The sequence below is a fragment of the Rhizobium acidisoli genome (assembly GCF_002531755.2).
Classification (GTDB): Bacteria; Pseudomonadota; Alphaproteobacteria; order Rhizobiales; family Rhizobiaceae; genus Rhizobium; species Rhizobium acidisoli.
This window is the reverse complement of the sequence record NZ_CP034998.1, coordinates 3,206,488-3,224,363: the sequence shown is the minus strand read 5'-3', so window position 1 is coordinate 3,224,363 and position 17,876 is coordinate 3,206,488. Positions and strand designations below refer to the sequence as shown.

At 63.2% G+C, this 17,876-nt stretch carries 12 protein-coding genes; 9 read left to right on the top strand and 3 right to left on the bottom strand.

Translation table 11 applies throughout. From position 1 onward, the window contains the following. Positions 1-81 precede the first annotated feature (81 nt). The 5 genes from CO657_RS15875 to CO657_RS15855 all read left to right on the top strand — a co-directional run bounded on the left by CO657_RS15875 (position 82) and on the right by CO657_RS15855 (position 9,190). Positions 82-3,282 carry an efflux RND transporter permease subunit gene (locus CO657_RS15875; protein ID WP_054182924.1) on the top strand — a complete coding sequence of 1,067 codons (3,201 nt, stop codon included), beginning with the start codon at positions 82-84 and terminating at the stop codon, positions 3,280-3,282. A 143-nt stretch (positions 3,283-3,425) separates the two neighbouring features. Continuing rightward, positions 3,426-4,337 (top strand): NAD(P)-dependent oxidoreductase, encoded by a 912-nt coding sequence (locus CO657_RS15870; protein ID WP_054182923.1) that lies wholly within the window; start codon positions 3,426-3,428, stop codon positions 4,335-4,337. Further along, positions 4,334-6,118 carry an IlvD/Edd family dehydratase gene (locus CO657_RS15865; RefSeq protein WP_054182922.1) on the top strand — a complete coding sequence of 595 codons (1,785 nt, stop codon included), beginning with the start codon at positions 4,334-4,336 and terminating at the stop codon, positions 6,116-6,118. The genes CO657_RS15870 and CO657_RS15865 overlap by 4 nt, the downstream gene beginning before the upstream one ends. A gap of 132 nt (positions 6,119-6,250) precedes the next feature. Then, on the top strand, positions 6,251-8,077 hold the full coding sequence (locus CO657_RS15860) for a putative bifunctional diguanylate cyclase/phosphodiesterase (RefSeq protein ID WP_054182921.1): 1,827 nt from the start codon (positions 6,251-6,253) through the stop codon (positions 8,075-8,077). Positions 8,078-8,341: 264 nt separating this feature from the next. Beyond that, the gene (locus tag CO657_RS15855; protein WP_054182920.1) at positions 8,342-9,190 is read left to right on the top strand and encodes a GNAT family N-acetyltransferase; all 849 of its coding nucleotides are present in this window, start codon (positions 8,342-8,344) and stop codon (positions 9,188-9,190) included. Here CO657_RS15855 and CO657_RS15850 read toward each other — a convergent pair. Continuing rightward, positions 9,187-10,104, bottom strand: coding sequence for a DMT family transporter (locus tag CO657_RS15850; protein ID WP_054182919.1), 918 nt, complete (start codon positions 10,102-10,104; stop codon positions 9,187-9,189). The two genes, CO657_RS15855 and CO657_RS15850, sit on opposite strands and share 4 nt — an antisense overlap. Before the next feature lie 191 nt (positions 10,105-10,295). On the opposite strand from CO657_RS15850, the gene CO657_RS15845 reads away from it, so the two are divergent. Both CO657_RS15845 and CO657_RS15840 read left to right on the top strand, forming a co-directional pair. Continuing rightward, complete coding sequence (locus CO657_RS15845; RefSeq protein WP_003590514.1) at positions 10,296-11,594, top strand: adenylosuccinate synthase; 1,299 nt, start codon at positions 10,296-10,298, stop codon at positions 11,592-11,594. 60 nt (positions 11,595-11,654) lie between these two features. Then, complete coding sequence (locus tag CO657_RS15840) at positions 11,655-14,174, top strand: RodZ family helix-turn-helix domain-containing protein (protein WP_054182918.1); 2,520 nt, start codon at positions 11,655-11,657, stop codon at positions 14,172-14,174. A 279-nt stretch (positions 14,175-14,453) separates the two neighbouring features. On the opposite strand, the gene rpoH is transcribed toward CO657_RS15840, so the two are convergent. Both rpoH and CO657_RS15830 read right to left on the bottom strand, forming a co-directional pair. Continuing rightward, positions 14,454-15,362: an RNA polymerase sigma factor RpoH gene (gene rpoH / locus CO657_RS15835; protein WP_003566040.1), complete on the bottom strand. Its 909-nt coding sequence runs from the start codon at positions 15,360-15,362 to the stop codon at positions 14,454-14,456. Between the two features lie 182 nt (positions 15,363-15,544). After that, positions 15,545-16,570 carry an RluA family pseudouridine synthase gene (locus CO657_RS15830; RefSeq protein ID WP_054182917.1) on the bottom strand — a complete coding sequence of 342 codons (1,026 nt, stop codon included), beginning with the start codon at positions 16,568-16,570 and terminating at the stop codon, positions 15,545-15,547. Between the two features lie 43 nt (positions 16,571-16,613). Between CO657_RS15830 and CO657_RS15825 the strand changes: the two genes are divergently transcribed. Both CO657_RS15825 and CO657_RS15820 read left to right on the top strand, forming a co-directional pair. Further along, positions 16,614-17,000 carry a hypothetical protein gene (locus CO657_RS15825; RefSeq protein ID WP_054182916.1) on the top strand — a complete coding sequence of 129 codons (387 nt, stop codon included), beginning with the start codon at positions 16,614-16,616 and terminating at the stop codon, positions 16,998-17,000. 7 nt (positions 17,001-17,007) lie between these two features. Beyond that, entirely contained in the window at positions 17,008-17,832 is an 825-nt protein-coding gene (locus tag CO657_RS15820; RefSeq protein ID WP_054182915.1) for a TrmH family RNA methyltransferase, read from the top strand. Positions 17,833-17,876: the final 44 nt, after the last annotated feature.

Genomic DNA, 17,876 nt, shown 5'->3' with positions numbered 1-17,876 from the left:
CCGAAATGATATAACCCGCCGGCGGCTCCAACCGCCGGAGAGGGACGTTGCATCCATGTTCACCCCGGAGAGGGCTTTGATATGAACATCTCCAGATTCTTTGTCGACCGGCCGGTCTTCGCCGGCGTTCTTTCGGTCCTCATCGTAGTTGCCGGCCTGATCGGCCTCAGGGCGCTGCCGATTTCCGAATATCCGGAGGTCGTGCCGCCGTCGATCGTCGTGCGCGCCACCTATCCCGGCGCCAACCCGTCGGTCATCGCCGAAACGGTGGCCACACCGCTCGAAGAGCAGATCAACGGTGTCGAGGGCATGCTCTACATGTCGAGCCAGGCGACGTCGGACGGCGTGCTCAACGTGACCGTCACCTTCAAGCTCGGCACCGACCCCGACAAGGCGCAGCAGCTGGTGCAGAACCGCGTTTCGCAGGCCGAACCAAGGCTGCCGGCGGAAGTCCGCTCGCTGGGGATCACCACGGTCAAGAGTTCGCCCAACTTCATCATGGTCGTCAACCTCGTCTCCGACGGCGACAATCACGACATTACCTATCTCCGCAACTATGCGACGCTGAATATCAAGGATCGGCTTGCCCGCATCGCCGGCGTCGGTCAGGTGCAGGTCTTTGGCGCCGGCGATTATTCGATGCGTGTCTGGATCGACCCCCAGAAGGCGGCCGAGCATGATCTCGCCGCGAGCGACATCAGCAACGCCATCAGTTCCCAGAACGTCCAGGCCGCGGCCGGCATCATCGGTGCATCGCCGAGCCAACCGGGTGTAGATCTGCAGCTCAACGTCAATGCCCAGGGCCGCCTGCGCACGCCCGAGGAGTTCGGTAATATCATCGTCAAGACGGGCGCCAGTGGCGAGATTACCCGCCTTCGCGACGTTGCCCGCATCGAGCTCGGCGCCGCAGACTATACGTTGCGCTCGCTGCTCGACGGCAAGCCGGCCGTCGCCGTTGCCGTGCTTCAGGCGCCCGGCTCGAATGCGATCGAAATCGCCGACAACGTGCACGCCACCATGGATCAGCTGCAGCTCGCCATGCCGGAGGGGGTCAAATACGAGATCGTCTACGATACGACGAAATTCGTGCGTGCCTCGATCGAGAAGGTCATCGACACGCTGCTCGAAGCCATCGCGCTTGTTGTTCTGGTCGTCATCCTGTTCCTGCAGACATGGCGCGCCTCGATCATTCCGCTGATCGCGGTTCCGGTCTCGATCATCGGCACCTTTGCGGTGATGTATGTCTTCGGCTTCTCGATCAACGCGCTTAGCCTGTTCGGGCTGGTGCTGGCGATCGGTATCGTCGTCGACGACGCGATCGTGGTGGTCGAAAACGTCGAGCGCAATATCGAACAGGGGCTGTCGCCGCGGGCCGCCACCTACAAGGCGATGAAGGAAGTCTCCGGTCCGATCATCGCGATCGCGCTGGTCCTCGTCGCGGTCTTCGTGCCGCTCGCCTTCATCTCCGGCCTGTCCGGTCAGTTCTATCGCCAGTTCGCACTGACGATCGCGATCTCGACCGTCATCTCGGCCTTCAACTCGCTCACCCTGTCCCCGGCGCTCGCAGCCCTTCTGCTGAAGGGTCATCATCAGCCGAAAGACTGGCTGACGCGGTTCATGGATGCCATCTTCGGCTGGTTCTTCCGCGGTTTCAACCGTGTCTTCGGCGCCGGCTCGAATGCCTACGGCAAGGGCGTGGGCGGATTGCTGTCGCGCAAGAGCATCGTCATGGTGATCTATCTGGCGCTCGTCGGTGCGACCTACAGCCTGTTCAGCACGGTCCCCGGCGGCTTCGTGCCGTCTCAGGACAAGCAGTACCTGATCGGCTTTGCCCAGCTGCCGGATGCCGCAAGCCTCGACCGCACGGAAGATGTGATCAAGCGCATGACCGACATTGCGCTCGCCCAGCCGGGCGTCGCCAATGCGATCGCCTTCCCCGGACTGTCGATCAACGGCTTCACCAACTCGTCCAATGCCGGCATCGTCTTCGTGACGCTGAAGGACTTCGAGGAGCGCAAGACGCCGGATCTTTCGGGCGGGGCCATCGCCATGGCGCTGAACCAGAAGTTCGGCGCCATCCAGGATGCCTTCATCGCCATGTTCCCGCCGCCGCCGGTCAACGGTCTCGGCACGACGGGTGGTTTCAAGCTGCAGATCGAGGATCGTGCCGGCTTGGGCAACGAGGCGCTCGACGAGGCGACAAAGGCGGTGCTTGCCAAGGCCTATCAGACGCCTGAGCTTGCCGGGCTGTTCTCCAGCTTTCAGATCAACGTGCCGCAGCTCTATGCCGATCTCGACCGCGCCAAGGCCGAGCAGCTCGGGGTCTCCGTCACCGACGTCTTCCAGACGCTGCAGATCTACCTCGGTTCGCTCTATGTGAACGACTTCAACGCCTTCGGCCGCACCTACAGCGTCCGCGTGCAGGCCGATGCGAAATTCCGCGCTCAGCCGGAAGATATCGGCCAGCTGAAAGTCCGTTCGGCATCGGGTCAGATGATCCCGCTTTCGGCCCTGCTGAAAGTGGAGCCGAGCACCGGCCCGGAGCGTGCGAACCGCTACAACGGCTTCCTCGCTGCCGATATCAACGGCGGTCCGGCACCGGGCTTCTCGTCCGGCCAGGCACAGGCGGCGATCGAGAAAATCCTTCACGAGACCCTGCCTGCAGGCATCGACTTCGAATGGACGGATCTGACCTATCAGCAGATCCTTGCCGGCAATTCGAGCGTCGTCGTCTTCCCATTGGCGCTGTTGCTCGTCTTCCTGGTGCTGGCCGCCCAGTATGAAAGCCTGACGCTGCCGCTTGCGATCATCATGATCGTGCCGATGGGTGTGCTGGCCGCGCTGACAGGCGTCTGGCTCACCGGTGGAGACAACAATATCTTCACCCAGATCGGTCTTGTGGTGCTTGTCGGACTATCGGCGAAGAACGCGATCCTGATCGTGGAATTCGCCCGCGAACTGGAGTTCGAGGGCAGGACGCCGCGGGAGGCCGCAATCGAGGCCAGCCGCCTTCGTCTTCGCCCGATCCTGATGACTTCGCTCGCCTTCATCATGGGTGTCGTGCCGCTCGTCGTCTCCACTGGCGCCGGCGCGGAAATGCGCGCGGCGATGGGTGTTGCGGTGTTCTCGGGCATGATCGGCGTGACCTTCTTCGGCATCTTCATGACGCCTGTCTTCTACGTGCTGCTGCGGCGGCTGACGGGCAACCGCCCGCTCGTCCAGCACAAGCCGGACGAACACAAGGAGGAAGAAGCGGAGGTCATCCGGCTCGCGGCGGAATAACGGAATTCAACCTTCCTTTGTCGAGTAAATCGGGCGGGAACTTCGGTTCTCGCCCGTATCGTTTTCAGGCCGATGCGTCATCAAAACGGTTGCAACGATGGGTGAGGGGGTTATCAAAGACGAACAACAGTTGGGAGGACTGAATGATAGGTTCGAGCAGAGGTCATGACGGCAGGCGGATCGCCTTTCTCGGCACCGGGCTGATGGGCGCACCGATGGCTCGCCGGCTGCTCGGCGCGGGCTTTGCTGTCACAGTCTGGAATCGCGATCGCAGCAAGGCCGAGGCGCTGGCGCAAGACGGCGCGATCTGTGCGGAGACACCCGCGGATGCCGTTTCGGGCGCCGACGTCGTCATCACCATGCTCACCAATGCCGAGGCGGTGAAGGACGTGCTGTTCGACCGGGGAGCGGCCGATGCGATGACATCGGGGGGCACCGTGATCGATATGAGTTCGATCGCCCCGCATTTTGCCCGCGACCATGCTGCCAGGCTTGCCGAACGCGGCATCGCTCATGTCGATGCGCCGGTTTCCGGCGGCGTCGTCGGAGCTGATGCCGGTACGCTCGCCATCATGGCGGGCGGCGAAGAGGATGTGATCGACGCGCTTGCAGATGTCTTTGCGCCGATGGGGCGCGTGACCCGCGTCGGCCCAAGCGGAGCGGGCCAGCTTGCCAAGCTTGCCAACCAGCAGATCGTCGCGGTGACGATCGGCGCCGTCGCCGAAGCGATGATGCTGATTTCAGCCGGCGGCGGCTCGCCGGCAGCCTTCCGCGACGCCATTCGCGGCGGCTTTGCCGAGAGCCGTATCCTTGACCTCCACGGCAAACGCATGGTCGAGCGGCAGTTTACCCCAGGCGGTTCGTCCAGCAACCAGCTGAAGGATCTGAACGCCGCCATGGAGACCGCCAACGCCCTGTCGCTGACGCTGCCCCTGACTGCGACGGTACACGCCGAATTCACCGAATTCGTTGCAAATGGCAATGGTGAAAAGGATCATAGCGGCCTGCTCCTGCATCTCGAAGAGAAGAATGCCCTGCCCGGAGGCAAAAGGTGACCGACAGCCATCTTCCGAAGCGGCGCCTGCGGTCGCAGGATTGGTTCGACAATCCCGACCATATCGACATGGCAGCGCTCTATCTCGAGCGTTTCATGAATTACGGCATCACGCCGGAAGAGCTGCGCTCCGGCAAGCCCATCATCGGGATTGCCCAGAGCGGCAGCGATCTTACGCCTTGCAACAGGGTGCATGTCGAGCTTGCCAAGCGCGTGCGCGACGGCATTCGCGATGCCGGCGGCATTCCGATCGAATTTCCGACACATCCGATCTTCGAGAACTGCAAGCGCCCGACGGCGGCACTCGACCGCAATCTTGCCTATCTCGGCCTCGTTGAAATCCTCTATGGCTATCCGCTCGACGGCGTCGTGCTGACGACCGGCTGCGACAAGACCACGCCGTCGGCGATCATGGCGGCGTCGACGGTCGATATTCCGGCGATCGTGCTCTCCGGCGGCCCGATGCTCGACGGCTGGCATGAGGGAGAGCTGGCGGGTTCCGGCACGGTGATCTGGCGGATGCGGCGGAAATATGCGGCAGGCGAGATCGACCGCGAGGAATTCCTGCAGGCAGCGCTCGACTCAGCGCCCTCCGTCGGCCACTGCAATACGATGGGCACGGCCTCGACGATGAATGCGCTCGCCGAGGCGCTCGGTCTGTCGCTGACCGGATGCGGCGCCATTCCGGCTGCCTACCGCGAGCGCGGCCAGATGGCCTACCGCACGGGGCGGCGTGCCGTCGAGATCGTCTTCGAGGATCTGAAGCCGTCGGATATCCTGACGCGCGCGGCCTTCCTCAATGCCATCCGCACCAATTCGGCGATCGGCGGTTCGACCAACGCGCAGCCGCATCTGGCGGCGATGGCCAAGCATGCCGGCGTCGAGCTTCATCCCGACGACTGGCAGGTGCACGGCTTCGATATCCCGCTGCTCGCAAACGTCCAGCCGGCCGGCGCCTATCTCGGCGAGCGTTTCCACCGCGCCGGTGGTACGCCGGCGATCATGTGGGAGCTGCTGCAGGCCGGAAAGCTCGATGGCGACTGTCATACGGTGACGGGCAGGACGATGGCCGAGAACCTGCAGGGCAAGGAAGCCAGCGACCGCGAAGTTATCCGGCCATTCGGCGAGCCGCTGAAGGAGCGGGCGGGCTTTCTCGTTCTCAAGGGCAATCTCTTCGATTTCGCCATCATGAAGATGAGCGTAGTCTCGGAGGATTTTCGCCGGCGCTACCTTCAGGAGACCGGGCGGGAGGGCGTCTTCGAAGGCAAGGCGGTTGTCTTCGACGGGTCGGAAGATTATCACAAGCGCATCAACGATCCCGCCCTCGGCATCGATGAGAATACCATTCTGGTCATCCGCGGCGCCGGGCCGCTCGGCTGGCCGGGTTCGGCAGAGGTCGTCAATATGCAGCCGCCCGACCATCTTCTGAAGCGCGGCATCAGCAGCCTGCCGACGATCGGTGACGGCCGCCAGTCGGGCACGGCAGACAGCCCGTCGATCCTCAACGCCTCGCCGGAGAGTGCGGCCGGCGGCGGCCTTGCCTGGCTTCGCAGCGGCGATATCATCCGCATTGACTTCAACCATGGCCGTTGCGACATGCTGGTCGACGAGACCGAGATCGAACGGCGCAAGGGCGACGGTATTCCGCCGGTGCCGCCGGATGCGACGCCGTGGCAGCAGATCTACCGCCGCTCGGTCACGCAACTGTCGGACGGCGCGGTTCTGGAAGGGGCGGCGGAATTCCGCGGGATTGCCAAAAACCCGCCGCGCCACAACCACTGATCTCAACTGTGTTTACGGACTGCAAGTCCTTTGATCCAAAAGGGGAAAGTCGTAACGGACAGTTCACCTAGTGACTAGTTCGATCATCGGAACAAGGCTTCATTAATGCCGGCCTGAGACCATATTGCAATTATGGAAGCTTCTAAGGCTGAGACCGCGTTGCCAGAAAACAGACCCACACGATCCGAACAAGAGTTTCAGGATCTTCTGCGCCGGCTCGAACTCGCTCTCGATGCATCCCGGATCGGTGTCTGGGAGCACAGCATCGCAACGAGCGGGATCTTGTGGGATGCGCAGATGCACCGTCTCTACGAAACCGGCGAGACATGCCGGGAAGTGCCGGCATGGTTATGGTCGAATGCGATCCATCCCGACGACCGCGAGCAAGCCGAATACGACTTCGACCAGGCGATCGCCACCCGGGGCGCCTATAATTCGCAATTTCGGATCGTGCTGCCGAGCGGCGAAATCCGCCATCTGCGGTCACGCGCACATTTCTACGTGGATGCGGAGGGGCTGCCCTCCTTCATCGGCGCCGAATGGGATGTGACCGCCGACGTCCTGCTCAACGCTGAACTCGCCGGCCAGAAGATGGTGGCCGAGGCGAGGGCGCTGGCGCTCGAGGAAAGCAATGCGCGCATCGAGCATGTCGCCGATCACGACTATCTCACCGGCCTGCCGAACCGGCGTCTTCTCGACAAGCGGCTCGCCGAGCTGCCGGCCGACAGGAGCATCACCACGCTTGGCGTCCTGCATCTCGACCTCGACCAGTTCAAGCAGATCAACGACAGTCACGGTCATGCCGCAGGCGACGCGGTTCTGAGGGCGGCAGCCCTTCGCATCACCGCCGCCATCCCCGCAAATGGCATGGTCGCCCGCGTCGGCGGCGACGAATTCGTCATCGTGCTGGTCAATTTCAGCGATCTGGCCGAATTGAAACTCATTACCGACGACCTTCAGCGCCGGCTGCGGAAGAAGATCCGCTTCGGCCAGGAGATGCTTCAATCCGGCGCCTCGATCGGCGTTTCCTGGAGCGGCGACCGGCGGGCGCGCAGCCTGCTTGCCGAATCCGATCTGGCGCTCTACCAGGCCAAGAAGCTCGGGCGCAACCGCGTCGAATTCTTCACCCGGCAACTGCAGGAGGATCTGCGCGCCAAGCGTCGCCTCGCCGAAGAGCTGAAGCTCGGGCTGGAGCGCGGCGAAATCGTTCCTTATTATCAGGTGCAGCTCGATGCCCGGACGCGGGAAGTCATCGGCTTCGAGGCCCTGGCGCGCTGGAAACATCCGGAGAAGGGCGTGCTCGCCCCGGGAATATTCCTGAAGATCGCCGACGAGCATGGGCTTGCGGCGGAGATCGATGCGGCGATCCTCAAAAACGTTCTTGAAGACCGGCTGTTCTGGCTGTTGCAGGGACTTGCGGTTCCGCGCATTGCGGTCAATATCTCGGCGTCGCGGCTTGCCGATCCGACATTGCTCGGCAAGCTGAGGAAACTCGACATTCCGCCCGGCGTGATCGTGTTCGAACTGGTCGAGACCATTTTTCTCGACGACAGCGACGAAAAACTGCTCGACCATATCGGCGATATCAAACAAATGGGCATCGACATCGAGATCGATGATTTCGGATCCGGCCATGCCTCGCTCATCGGTCTCGTCAAGCTGCGGCCGAAACGGCTGAAGATCGACCGGCAGCTCATCGCCGAAGTCGTCAGCTCCGCCGAGCAGCGGCGCGTGGTGGGTTCGATCGTGGAAATCGCCAAGGCGCTTGATGTCGAGGTGATCGCCGAGGGCATCGAGACCGAGGCACATGCCGTCGTGCTGGCGCAACTCGGCTGCGATGGTCTGCAGGGTTACGCGTTTGGTTATCCCGCACCGGCGGGCGAGACAGCTCGTCTTTTCTCACCCATGGCGAGCGGGATCGAAAAGCAGAAGACGGTGATCGGCGGAACGGCCCGGTGATCCGTCGGTGGGCACCGCCGGCTGGCTTTTGCGGTCGTGGAGAGATAATTGGCGCAAGTAATTTTCTTGAGGTTGCATCGGCATTGTTTCATGCTAATGCGGAAACAAGCTTTCTGCATTGCATCGAAAAATGATTATACGCGTGGTCAAGATCATGAGCGCGACTTTCCATCATTCGCAGCTGCAATCGGGGAACTGGGGACCTGACAATTGCTTTGCGGTTGCCGGGATGGACTTGCGGGACATTCAATCTGGGAAAGTCGCATGAATTCGGAATTTGCCGTTCGTTCGATGCGGCCCGGCGAACTGGAACTCGTGCTCGAATGGGCGCGTCAGGAGGGCTGGAACCCGGGCCTCGACGATTCGCTTGCATTCCTCGAGGCTGATCCGTCGGGATTTTTCGTCGGCGCCATCGGTGAAGTCCCCGTCGGCTCGATCTCCGTCGTCAAATACGGCGAGAGTTTCGCCTTCCTGGGGCTCTACATCGTCCATCCCGATTTCCGGGGCAAGGGTTACGGAAAGGCGATCTGGGAGACGGGCATTGCCAGCGCGGGGGACCGCACGATCGGCCTCGACGGCGTCGCCGCCCAGCAGGACAACTACCGCAAGGCCGGCTTCGAACCCGCCTATTCCACCATTCGCTACGGAGGCGTCGCCACCACCTTGCCTGTTTCGGCGCTTGCCGCGCACCCGGTCATGGATTCGCGCCTCGAAGGCCTGCAGCGTTTTGATTCGGCGATCTTTCCGCAGCCGCGGGATGCCTTCCTCGCCGCCTGGTGCACCGGTCGCAAGGGCCGTCGCTCGGCTGTGGTGCGCAAGAGCGGCAAGCTCCGCGGTTACGGCACGATCCGCCGCTGCTACGAGGGTTACAAGATTGGGCCGCTCTTTGCCAACGATGCCGACAGCGCCGCAGCACTGCTTGCCGAATTGATCCCCGAAGCGAAGGGGGCTGCTGTTTTCATCGATATCCCCACGGAGAACCATGAGGCGGTGGCACTTGCCGAAGGCCTCGGCCTTCGACCGGTTTTCGAGACGACGCGCATGTATCGCGGACCGGCGCCGGCCACTCCGCTGAAGCACGTCTTCGGCGTGACGACGCTGGAGCTTGGTTAATCTACAGGGGAGGCGGGAACGGTCGGAGCCGAAGCTTTCGGCCGGCCTTTTTCGGCAATCGCGATGCCGCCCAAGGTCAGTGCCAGCGCGATCATGTGAAAGGACTGCAGCCTCTCGCCGATCAGGGCGACGGAGAGCAAAGTTCCAAACACCGGCACGAGATTGATGAACAGGCCGGCCCGATTGGCGCCGATCGCCTCGACGCCCTTGATATAGAGGATCTGCGCCAGCAGCGACGGGAAGGTCGCCGTGTAGAAGGTGATGACCCAGCCGGCCTGATCCGGCCATAACGCGGCACCCCGGCCGGCTTCCCAAAGGAGCAGCGGCACCGAGGTCAGCATGGCGCCGAGCGCGGGGAACGCCATCAGCGTGCGCCAGTCGACGGGCGGCTTCCAGCGCAGGAAGATGGTGTAGACCGAATAGGCGGCAATGGCGATCAGCATCAGCCCGTCGCCGCGGTTGAGGCTTAGTTGCAGCAATGTTGCCAGGTCGCCGTGAGCGGCGGTCAATGCGACACCGATCAGTGTCATGCCGAAGCCGAGACATTGCGCCAGCGAGATGCCGGTGCGGAAGAACATGAAATTCAACAGGAAAATCAGCATCGGGATGCCGGCCTGCTCGATGGCGACATTGATCGCCGTCGTATATTGCACGGCCGAATAAAGCATGGCGTTGAAAAGCGTGTAGCCGATGACGCCGTAGAAAAACAGCAGCGGCAGGTTCTTCCTGACCACCGGCCAGTCCCTCCTGAGCTGCGGCACCGAGATCAGGGCGATCAGCGCCACGGCGATGAACCAGCGCAGGAAGGTCAGCATCATCGGGCTGATGTGCCCGACTGCGAGCTTGCCGGCGACGGAGTTGCCGCCCCAGCAGAGGGTGGCGATAACGAGGCAGAAGTAGGCCGTGGCTTGCAAGAGCGTTCTTCCCGTCTTTCCGCGATCGCCAAGCGGCGTTTTGTGACGGGCAATAACCTGCCGGCTGCTGATTTGTCACGTAAAAAGCCCAATCACCTGTGACAACAGGGTCGCTTTCCCAAAAACAAAGCTTTATAGATGCGCGGGTTTGAGCAGGTGCGCGGTTTTCCGCCGGTAACAGGAAGAGTTGGATGACGAACGTAGTCGTGGTCGGTTCGCAATGGGGTGACGAAGGCAAGGGCAAGATTGTCGACTGGCTTTCGGAGCGCGCGGATATCGTTGTGCGCTATCAGGGCGGACATAATGCCGGCCATACGCTCGTCATCGACGGCACCAGCTACAAGCTGTCGCTGCTGCCCTCCGGCGTCGTGCGTCCGGGCAAAATGGCGGTGATCGGCAACGGCGTCGTCGTCGATCCGCATGCGCTGATCGCCGAGATCGGCCGGCTGGAGGCCCAGGGCGTGACAGTGACGCCGGACAATCTGCGTATCGCCGACAATGCGACGCTTATCCTGTCGCTGCACCGCGAGCTCGACGCGATGCGCGAGGATGCGGCGTCGAACAGCGGCACCAAGATCGGCACCACACGCCGCGGCATCGGCCCGGCCTATGAAGACAAGGTCGGCCGCCGCGCCATCCGGGTGATGGATCTTGCCGATCTCGACAGCCTTGCCGGCAAGGTCGACCGTATTCTGACGCATCACAACGCGCTTCGCCGCGGCCTCGGTGTCGCCGAAGTCAGCCACCAGACGATCATGGACGAACTGACCTCGATCGCCGATCGGGTGCTGCCGTTCCGTGATACCGTCTGGCTCTTCCTCGACAAGGAGCGCCGCAAGGGCTCCCGCATCCTCTTCGAAGGCGCGCAGGGCAGCCTGCTCGATATCGACCACGGCACCTATCCTTTCGTGACCTCGTCGAACACCGTGGCCGGACAGGCCGCGGCCGGTTCCGGCATGGGGCCGGGCTCGCTCGGCTATATCCTCGGCATCACCAAGGCCTATACGACGCGCGTCGGCGAAGGCCCGTTCCCGACGGAGCTGAAGGATGCGATCGGTGAGTTCCTTGGCGAAAAAGGCCATGAGTTCGGCGTGGTGACCGGGCGCAAGCGGCGTTGCGGCTGGTTCGATGCCGCCCTCGTGCGCCAGTCGATCGCCACCAACGGCATTACGGGCATCGCGCTCACCAAGCTCGATGTGCTCGATGGCCTTGAGGAGTTGAAGATCTGCGTCGGTTACATGCTCGACGGTGAACAGATTGATCATCTTCCCGCAAGCCAGGGAGCGCAAGCTAGGGTCGAACCGGTCTACATCACGTTGGAAGGGTGGAAGGAATCGACCGTCGGCGCCCGCAGTTGGGCGGACCTGCCGGCACAGGCGATCAAATATGTTCGCCAGGTCGAAGAGCTGATCGGCGCGCCTGTCGCGCTGCTTTCCACCAGCCCGGAGCGGGATGACACGATACTTGTGACCGATCCGTTTGAGGATTAAGCTCACGGGTCACTGTGGAGGATGGTTCGGTAGGGTGCCGGACTTCTTGAGAAAGTACTGATGGCGGATTTTATTGCAGTTATTCGGCGGGCCGTCGACGGCCTGGCTGAAAATACCCCAGAGATGCGGGTGAAGGTCTACGAACGTGCCCGCGGCGCAGTGCAGCGGCAGCTCGAGAACATGAAGCCGCGTCCGCCGGAAGCCATGCTGCAACGCCAGCTCGAAAAGCTCGAGGCCGCCATCCGCGAAGTGGAAGGCGAACACGCCGAGGCGCTGCCGCTCGACGAGCCGGTTGCCGCCGCCGTCGCGCCGGAATTCGCTGAAGAACAGACGGTCCACGACGAAGGCGAACCGGCGCCTGCACCGGAGACGACCGTCGAGGAGCCGGCCTACGAAGCCTCTGCGGAACCGCAGGCGGTTGAGCCCGCCGCCGAGCCGGGTCACGTAGAAGCTGCCGCGCCGCAGGAGCCCCAGGAAGAGCTCGCGGACGAGGAACCTCTCTCCGAGGAAGCACAGAGCCTTCCCACGTCCATTGCGGCCGAGGCTACTGCTCCCGCGCAGGCAGAGACACCGGCTCCTGCCGAAACATACTGGCATCCGTCGCATGAAGAGGAAGGGCCGGCCGAGGAATGGCATTCCGGCGAACGACGCGACGTCACTGCCGAGGCTTGGCCTGCAGATGATGAGCGCTGGGAGGCGCCTGCCGGTCATCGCAGCGAAGAAGCAGACGAATATCATGCTGACGAGCAGCATCCCGCGGAAGAGACCGCGCCCGAGCCGGCGGCGGTGGAAAGCGCGGAGCCGGAGGCAGCAGAGGTTTACGAACCCGTCGCGCCGCTTGAGCCGATCACACGTGGCATAGAGCATGCATCCAACCGGCTGGTGGAGCCGGTCGCCGATTTCGCTCGTCCGCAGGAATTCGTCGAGCACAGCCGTGAGGAGCCGCTGCAAGCTGACGCGGCTGCCCATTTCGATCCCGTCTGGACCGAGCCCGCCGCTGAGACGCCGGCTCCGGCGCCGAAGGATGCGGAGACCGAATGGGCGGAAGAGGAACTTCGGCAGTATTCGCAGACGGCGCCGATCACCCCGGATACCTCGGCGCGCGCCTTCGAGGAGGTGATATCGAGCCTCGAAAAAGTCGCACCTGCGGCCGTCATGCCGGCGGCCAAGGAAAGTTTCTCTTGGGAGACCGCAGTCTTCGACGATCTGCCGCCGATCGAGGCAGACAGCAGCAAGAAGGCGGCGCCGGTCGCCTCGCATTTCGATGATGTCGATATCTTCGCGGAAGTGCACAACGGCAAGCCGGCCGCCGCCGGCAGCGCGCCGAGCGAGGATTGGCGCGAGGCGAAGGCGCTGCGCGGCTACGACCGCCGCGGCTCGGTCGCGGCCGATGACGATGACACCAATCCGGCGATGGATATCGACCAGATGGTCGCTTCCAAGCTGCAGGGCAAGAGTTTCCGGATGGAGCCGAAGCGTCGCCGCTTCGGCATCGGCACCGTGATCACCCTCATCTTCGCGCTTCTCTTGATCGGCGGCGGCGCTTATGCCGGCTGGATGAACAGAGAGGCGCTGGTGGCGATGGTCGACGGGCTCGTCAGTTCGGCACCGTCGCAGGCGACCCGGAACGAGGCGGCGACACCGCCTGCCGGCTCCGCAACGCCGGCCGAGCCGAACGCTGCGACGCCGCCGGCCCAGCCGACCACACCGGGAGCGCAGAATACGCCAGCGGCGCCAGCTCAGCCGAACCAGAACCCGCAGGTGGCGTCAATGAACAATGACGGCGCCGCGGCCAATTCGAAATTCACCCAGCGGCTGCTGACCGATGGGACCGAGGTCGACAGCGGACCGGCGACAGTGCCGGGAACGCCGACCGCGGAAGGAAAATCGGTCGCCGAGCAGAATGTCGCGGCAGCGGACACGCCGCCGGCGGCGACCGCGCAGGGCGATGTCGCACCGGCCGAAACGCCGACGCCGAACGGCCCGGCAGCATCGCCGCAGCAAACCGCTCTCGTCGGCTCGTCGCAAAAGATGTTCCTCTATGAGGAGCGCATCGGTCAAAGCTCGCCGACGGCGATCGAAGGATCGGTGGTCTGGAGCGTGCAGCACGAGGCAGGCCAGGACGGCCGGCAGGAGGCGACGGTGCAGGGCAACGTCACCGTGCCGGAGCGCAATCTCTCGGCTCTCGTCACCTTCAAACGCAATTCCGATCCGTCGCTGCCGGCAAGCCATCTCGTCGAGATCGTCTTCTCGCTGCCGCCGAATTTCGAAGGCGGCAGCATCGACAGCGTCCAGCGCATTTCGATGAAGCGCACCGAGCAGGACCGCGGTGACGCGCTGATCGCGGTTCCGGCCAAGATCACCGACGATTTCCACATGATCGCGCTCAACGACTATCCCGATGCGCGCAAGGCCAATCTCGACCTGATGTCGACCCGCAGCTGGATCGATATCCCCGTCACCTACCGCAACGGCCGCCGCGCGCTGCTGACGATGGAAAAGGGCAATACGGGAACGGATGCCTTCAATACCGCCATCAAGGAATGGACCGCGCTCGGGGACGTCTCGACGAGCCAGTGAGGCGGTCATGGCAAGGGAGTTCCTTGCCCTTCGCTTGCGCTCAGCGCATTCGCCGCTCTGCCGCTCACGCCCCTCATCCGCCTGCCGGCACCTTCTCCCCGTAAACGGGGCGAAGGGGGATCGCCGTAGCCTCTCCGTTCCTCTCTGACCTCTCGCAGGGCACGTCCCCTCGCCCCGTTTTTACGGGGAGAGGGTTAGGGTGAGGGGCAGCTTTCTAACAAAAAAACGCCACCTCCTGCGTAAGGAGGTGGCGTTCCAATTTTCTTAAGTTCAGCCCTATCAGGCCGTGGCTTCGACGACCCGGACGGCCTTGGCGCGTTCCTGGGCTTCCTTGCGGACAGCGTCCTGCACCTTCTCGAAAGCGCGGACCTCGATCTGACGGACGCGTTCGCGGCTGATGTCGAATTCTGTCGACAGGTCTTCCAGAGTCACCGGATCCTCGGCGAGGCGGCGAGCCTCGAAGATGCGGCGCTCGCGCTCGTTCAGCACGCTCATCGCTTTCGCCAGCATGCGCCGGCGGGTGTCGAGCTCGTCCTGTTCGATCAGCACGTCTTCCTGGCTGTCATGGTCGTCCACCAGCCAATCCTGCCATTGGCCGCTGTCGCCTTCGGCCGCCTTGATCGGCGCGTTCAGCGAGGCGTCGCCGGACAGGCGGCGGTTCATCGAAATGACCTCCTCCTCCGAGACCTTCAGCTTGGTGGCGATTTCGGAGACGTGCTCCGGCTTCAGGTCGCCGTCATCGATCGCCTGGATGCGGCCTTTCAGCCGGCGCAGGTTGAAGAATAGGCGCTTCTGGTTGGCGGTCGTGCCCATCTTCACGAGCGACCACGAACGCAGAATATATTCCTGGATCGAGGCCTTGATCCACCACATGGCGTAGGTAGCAAGGCGGAAGCCGCGCTCGGCATCGAACTTCTTGACGGCCTGCATCAGGCCGACATTGCCCTCGGAGACGACTTCGCCGATCGGCAGGCCATAGCCGCGATAACCCATCGCGATCTTTGCGACGAGGCGAAGATGGCTGGTGACGAGCTTATGGGCGGCGTCGCGATCACCATGCTCGGCATAACGCTTGGCGAGCATGTATTCCTGCTGCGGCTCAAGCATCGGAAACTTGCGGATTTCGTCGAGGTAACGATTGAGACCGGCTTCGCCGGCGGTAATGGACGGCAAGGTATTTCGGGCCATAGTGCACCCTCCTCAAGTGAATTCCGGTTCCCGTTGGAAACGCGTCCTCGCGTTAAAAATGGCAAACCGGGACGTGCGGCTCTACTGCGAGCCCGCACTAAGTCAATATACAGATAAGTGTGGCGAAACAGCGGTTCAAGGTGCCGCTCACGCAGCTGTGAGAGGGGTCGGAGAGGACGCCTCTATCCCCGCAACGCCTCGACCAGCTCCACCATATCATCCGGCAGCGGCACTTCGAAATGCATGATTTCGCCGGTGCGGGGATGCTCGAACTGCAGCATGAAAGCATGCAGCGCCTGGCGGTTGAAACCGTTGACGACCTTGCGGACTTCCTCGGGTAGGCGGTTGGCCTTGGTCTTGAAGCCGGCGCCATAAACCGTGTCGCCGAGCAGCGGATGGCCGATATGGGCCATATGCACACGGATCTGGTGGGTACGGCCGGTTTCGAGGTGGCACTCGACCAGCGAAGCAAGTGCGGTCGCGTCCGGGTTCTCCTGGAAGCGCTCGATCACCTCGTAATGCGTGATCGCCTCGTCGGCGTCATGACTGTCGGGCCGCTTGACGGCGCGGCGCGTGCGATCGCCGGTGGCGCGGCCGAGCGGCGCGTCGACCGTGCCTGTCAGCGAGCGGGGGCGGCCCCAGACGACAGCCTGGTAGGCCCGCTCCAGCGGCATGGTGCGGCCATGATCGGCAAACTGGAGCGAGAGGTGGCGATGGGCAATGTCGTTCTTGGCGACGACCATGACCCCTGTCGTGTCCTTGTCGAGCCGGTGGACGATGCCCGGGCGGCGCACGCCGCCGATGCCGGAGAGCGTATCGCCGCAGTGATGGATCAGCGCGTTGACCAGCGTCCCCGTCCAGTTGCCGGAGCCGGGATGGACGACGAGACCGGAAGGCTTGGAGATGACGATGAGGTCTTCATCCTCATGGAGGATAGCAAGCGGGATATCCTCGCCCTGCGGCGTCGGGTCTTCCGGCTCGGGCAGGGTGATCTCGAAACTATCGCCGTTGCGCACCTTGCGCTGCGGATCGGTGACGGGTTCGCCGCGCAGAGAAACCTGGCCGTCCTTGATCAGCGCCTTGATGCGGCTGCGCGAAAATTCCTCCCCGACCTGCGCCGTCAGCCACGCGTCGAGCCGGCCTTCGGCAGTTTCATCGGCGGTCAGGACTTTTCTATTGCCGGCTGCTTGTTTAAAGGGGTCGCTCAAGACGCTTCTTCTCCGACGTATTTTTTTAGAACGGGACGCACAGATGACAGCTATCGAGCCAGACGACCAGGAAGAGAAGCCCCTTGATCCGGCGATGGAAAGTGTCCGGCGCAAGATGGTCCGCCTGCAGATCGTTTCCGGCGCCATCATGTTCGTGAGCCTTATGGCGGTCTTCGGCGCGGTTGTCTATAAGACGATGCACAGCGAAGCCAAGGAGACGGCGGCGACCGTTTCCGCCGCCGGCGTGCCCTCGGATGCGCCGCTTGCGGCGACGGTTTCCTTGCCGCTCGGCTTCAAGGTGCAGTCCACCTCGTTTTCGGCGGGGCAGATCCTGTTTTACGGCGAAACGGCTGAGGGCAAGAGCAAGGCGCTGGTCTTCGACCTGAGGACCGGCCGCACCGTCGCCGACGTCAGCGTCGCGGGCAATTGAGGCCGGCATGGCCGCCGTCCCGATCGCCATCGACAGCGCCGACGATCCGCGCATCGCCGAATTCCGCAATATTCGCGAGCGCGATCTGACGGGCCGGGAAAACCGTTTCATCGCCGAAGGCACCGTCGTGCTGCGCATGCTCGCCGAGGCGCATGCGCAAGACCGCGGCTTTTTCGCCGAGAAGATCCTGCTGCTGCGCAACCGCGTCGACGGCGTGCTGCCGATCCTCGAGCGGCTGCCGGCCGATGTGCCGGTCTATGTCGCCGAGGCCGACGTGCTTGACGGCGTCGTCGGATTCCATCTGCATCGCGGCGTTCTGGCGCTCGGCCGGCGGGAAGATCGCGGAGAGGCGGCTCTTCTCGAGGCGCTACCGGAACGGGCGCTGGTGCTCGTCGGCTGCGGCATTTCCAATCATGACAATGCCGGTTCGATGTTCCGCAATGCAGCCGCCTTCAGGGCGGATGCGGTGCTGCTCGACGAAACCTGCTGTGATCCGCTCTACCGCAAGGCGCTGCGTGTCTCGGTCGGTTCGGTGCTGAGCGTTCCGCACCGGCGCGGCGGCGAGGCGATGGATGTGCTGCTTTCGCTTGCCGAACGCGGCTTTGCCATCTGGACGCTTTCGCCGCACGGCAAGACCGATATCCGCGCCATTCCCGCCTCGGCACGCATGGCGCTGGTCATCGGCACGGAAGGGGAGGGGTTGCCGGAGGCACTGCTGGCACGCTTCCAGAGCGCGCGCATCCCGCAGTCGGAGGATCTCGACAGTCTCAACGCCGCGACGGCAACAGGCATCGCTTTGTTTTCGATGGCGTCGGCGATGGACCGGATCTAACTTACGACTTTATAGCGCGTTGCATCGAATCTGCATCATGCGCC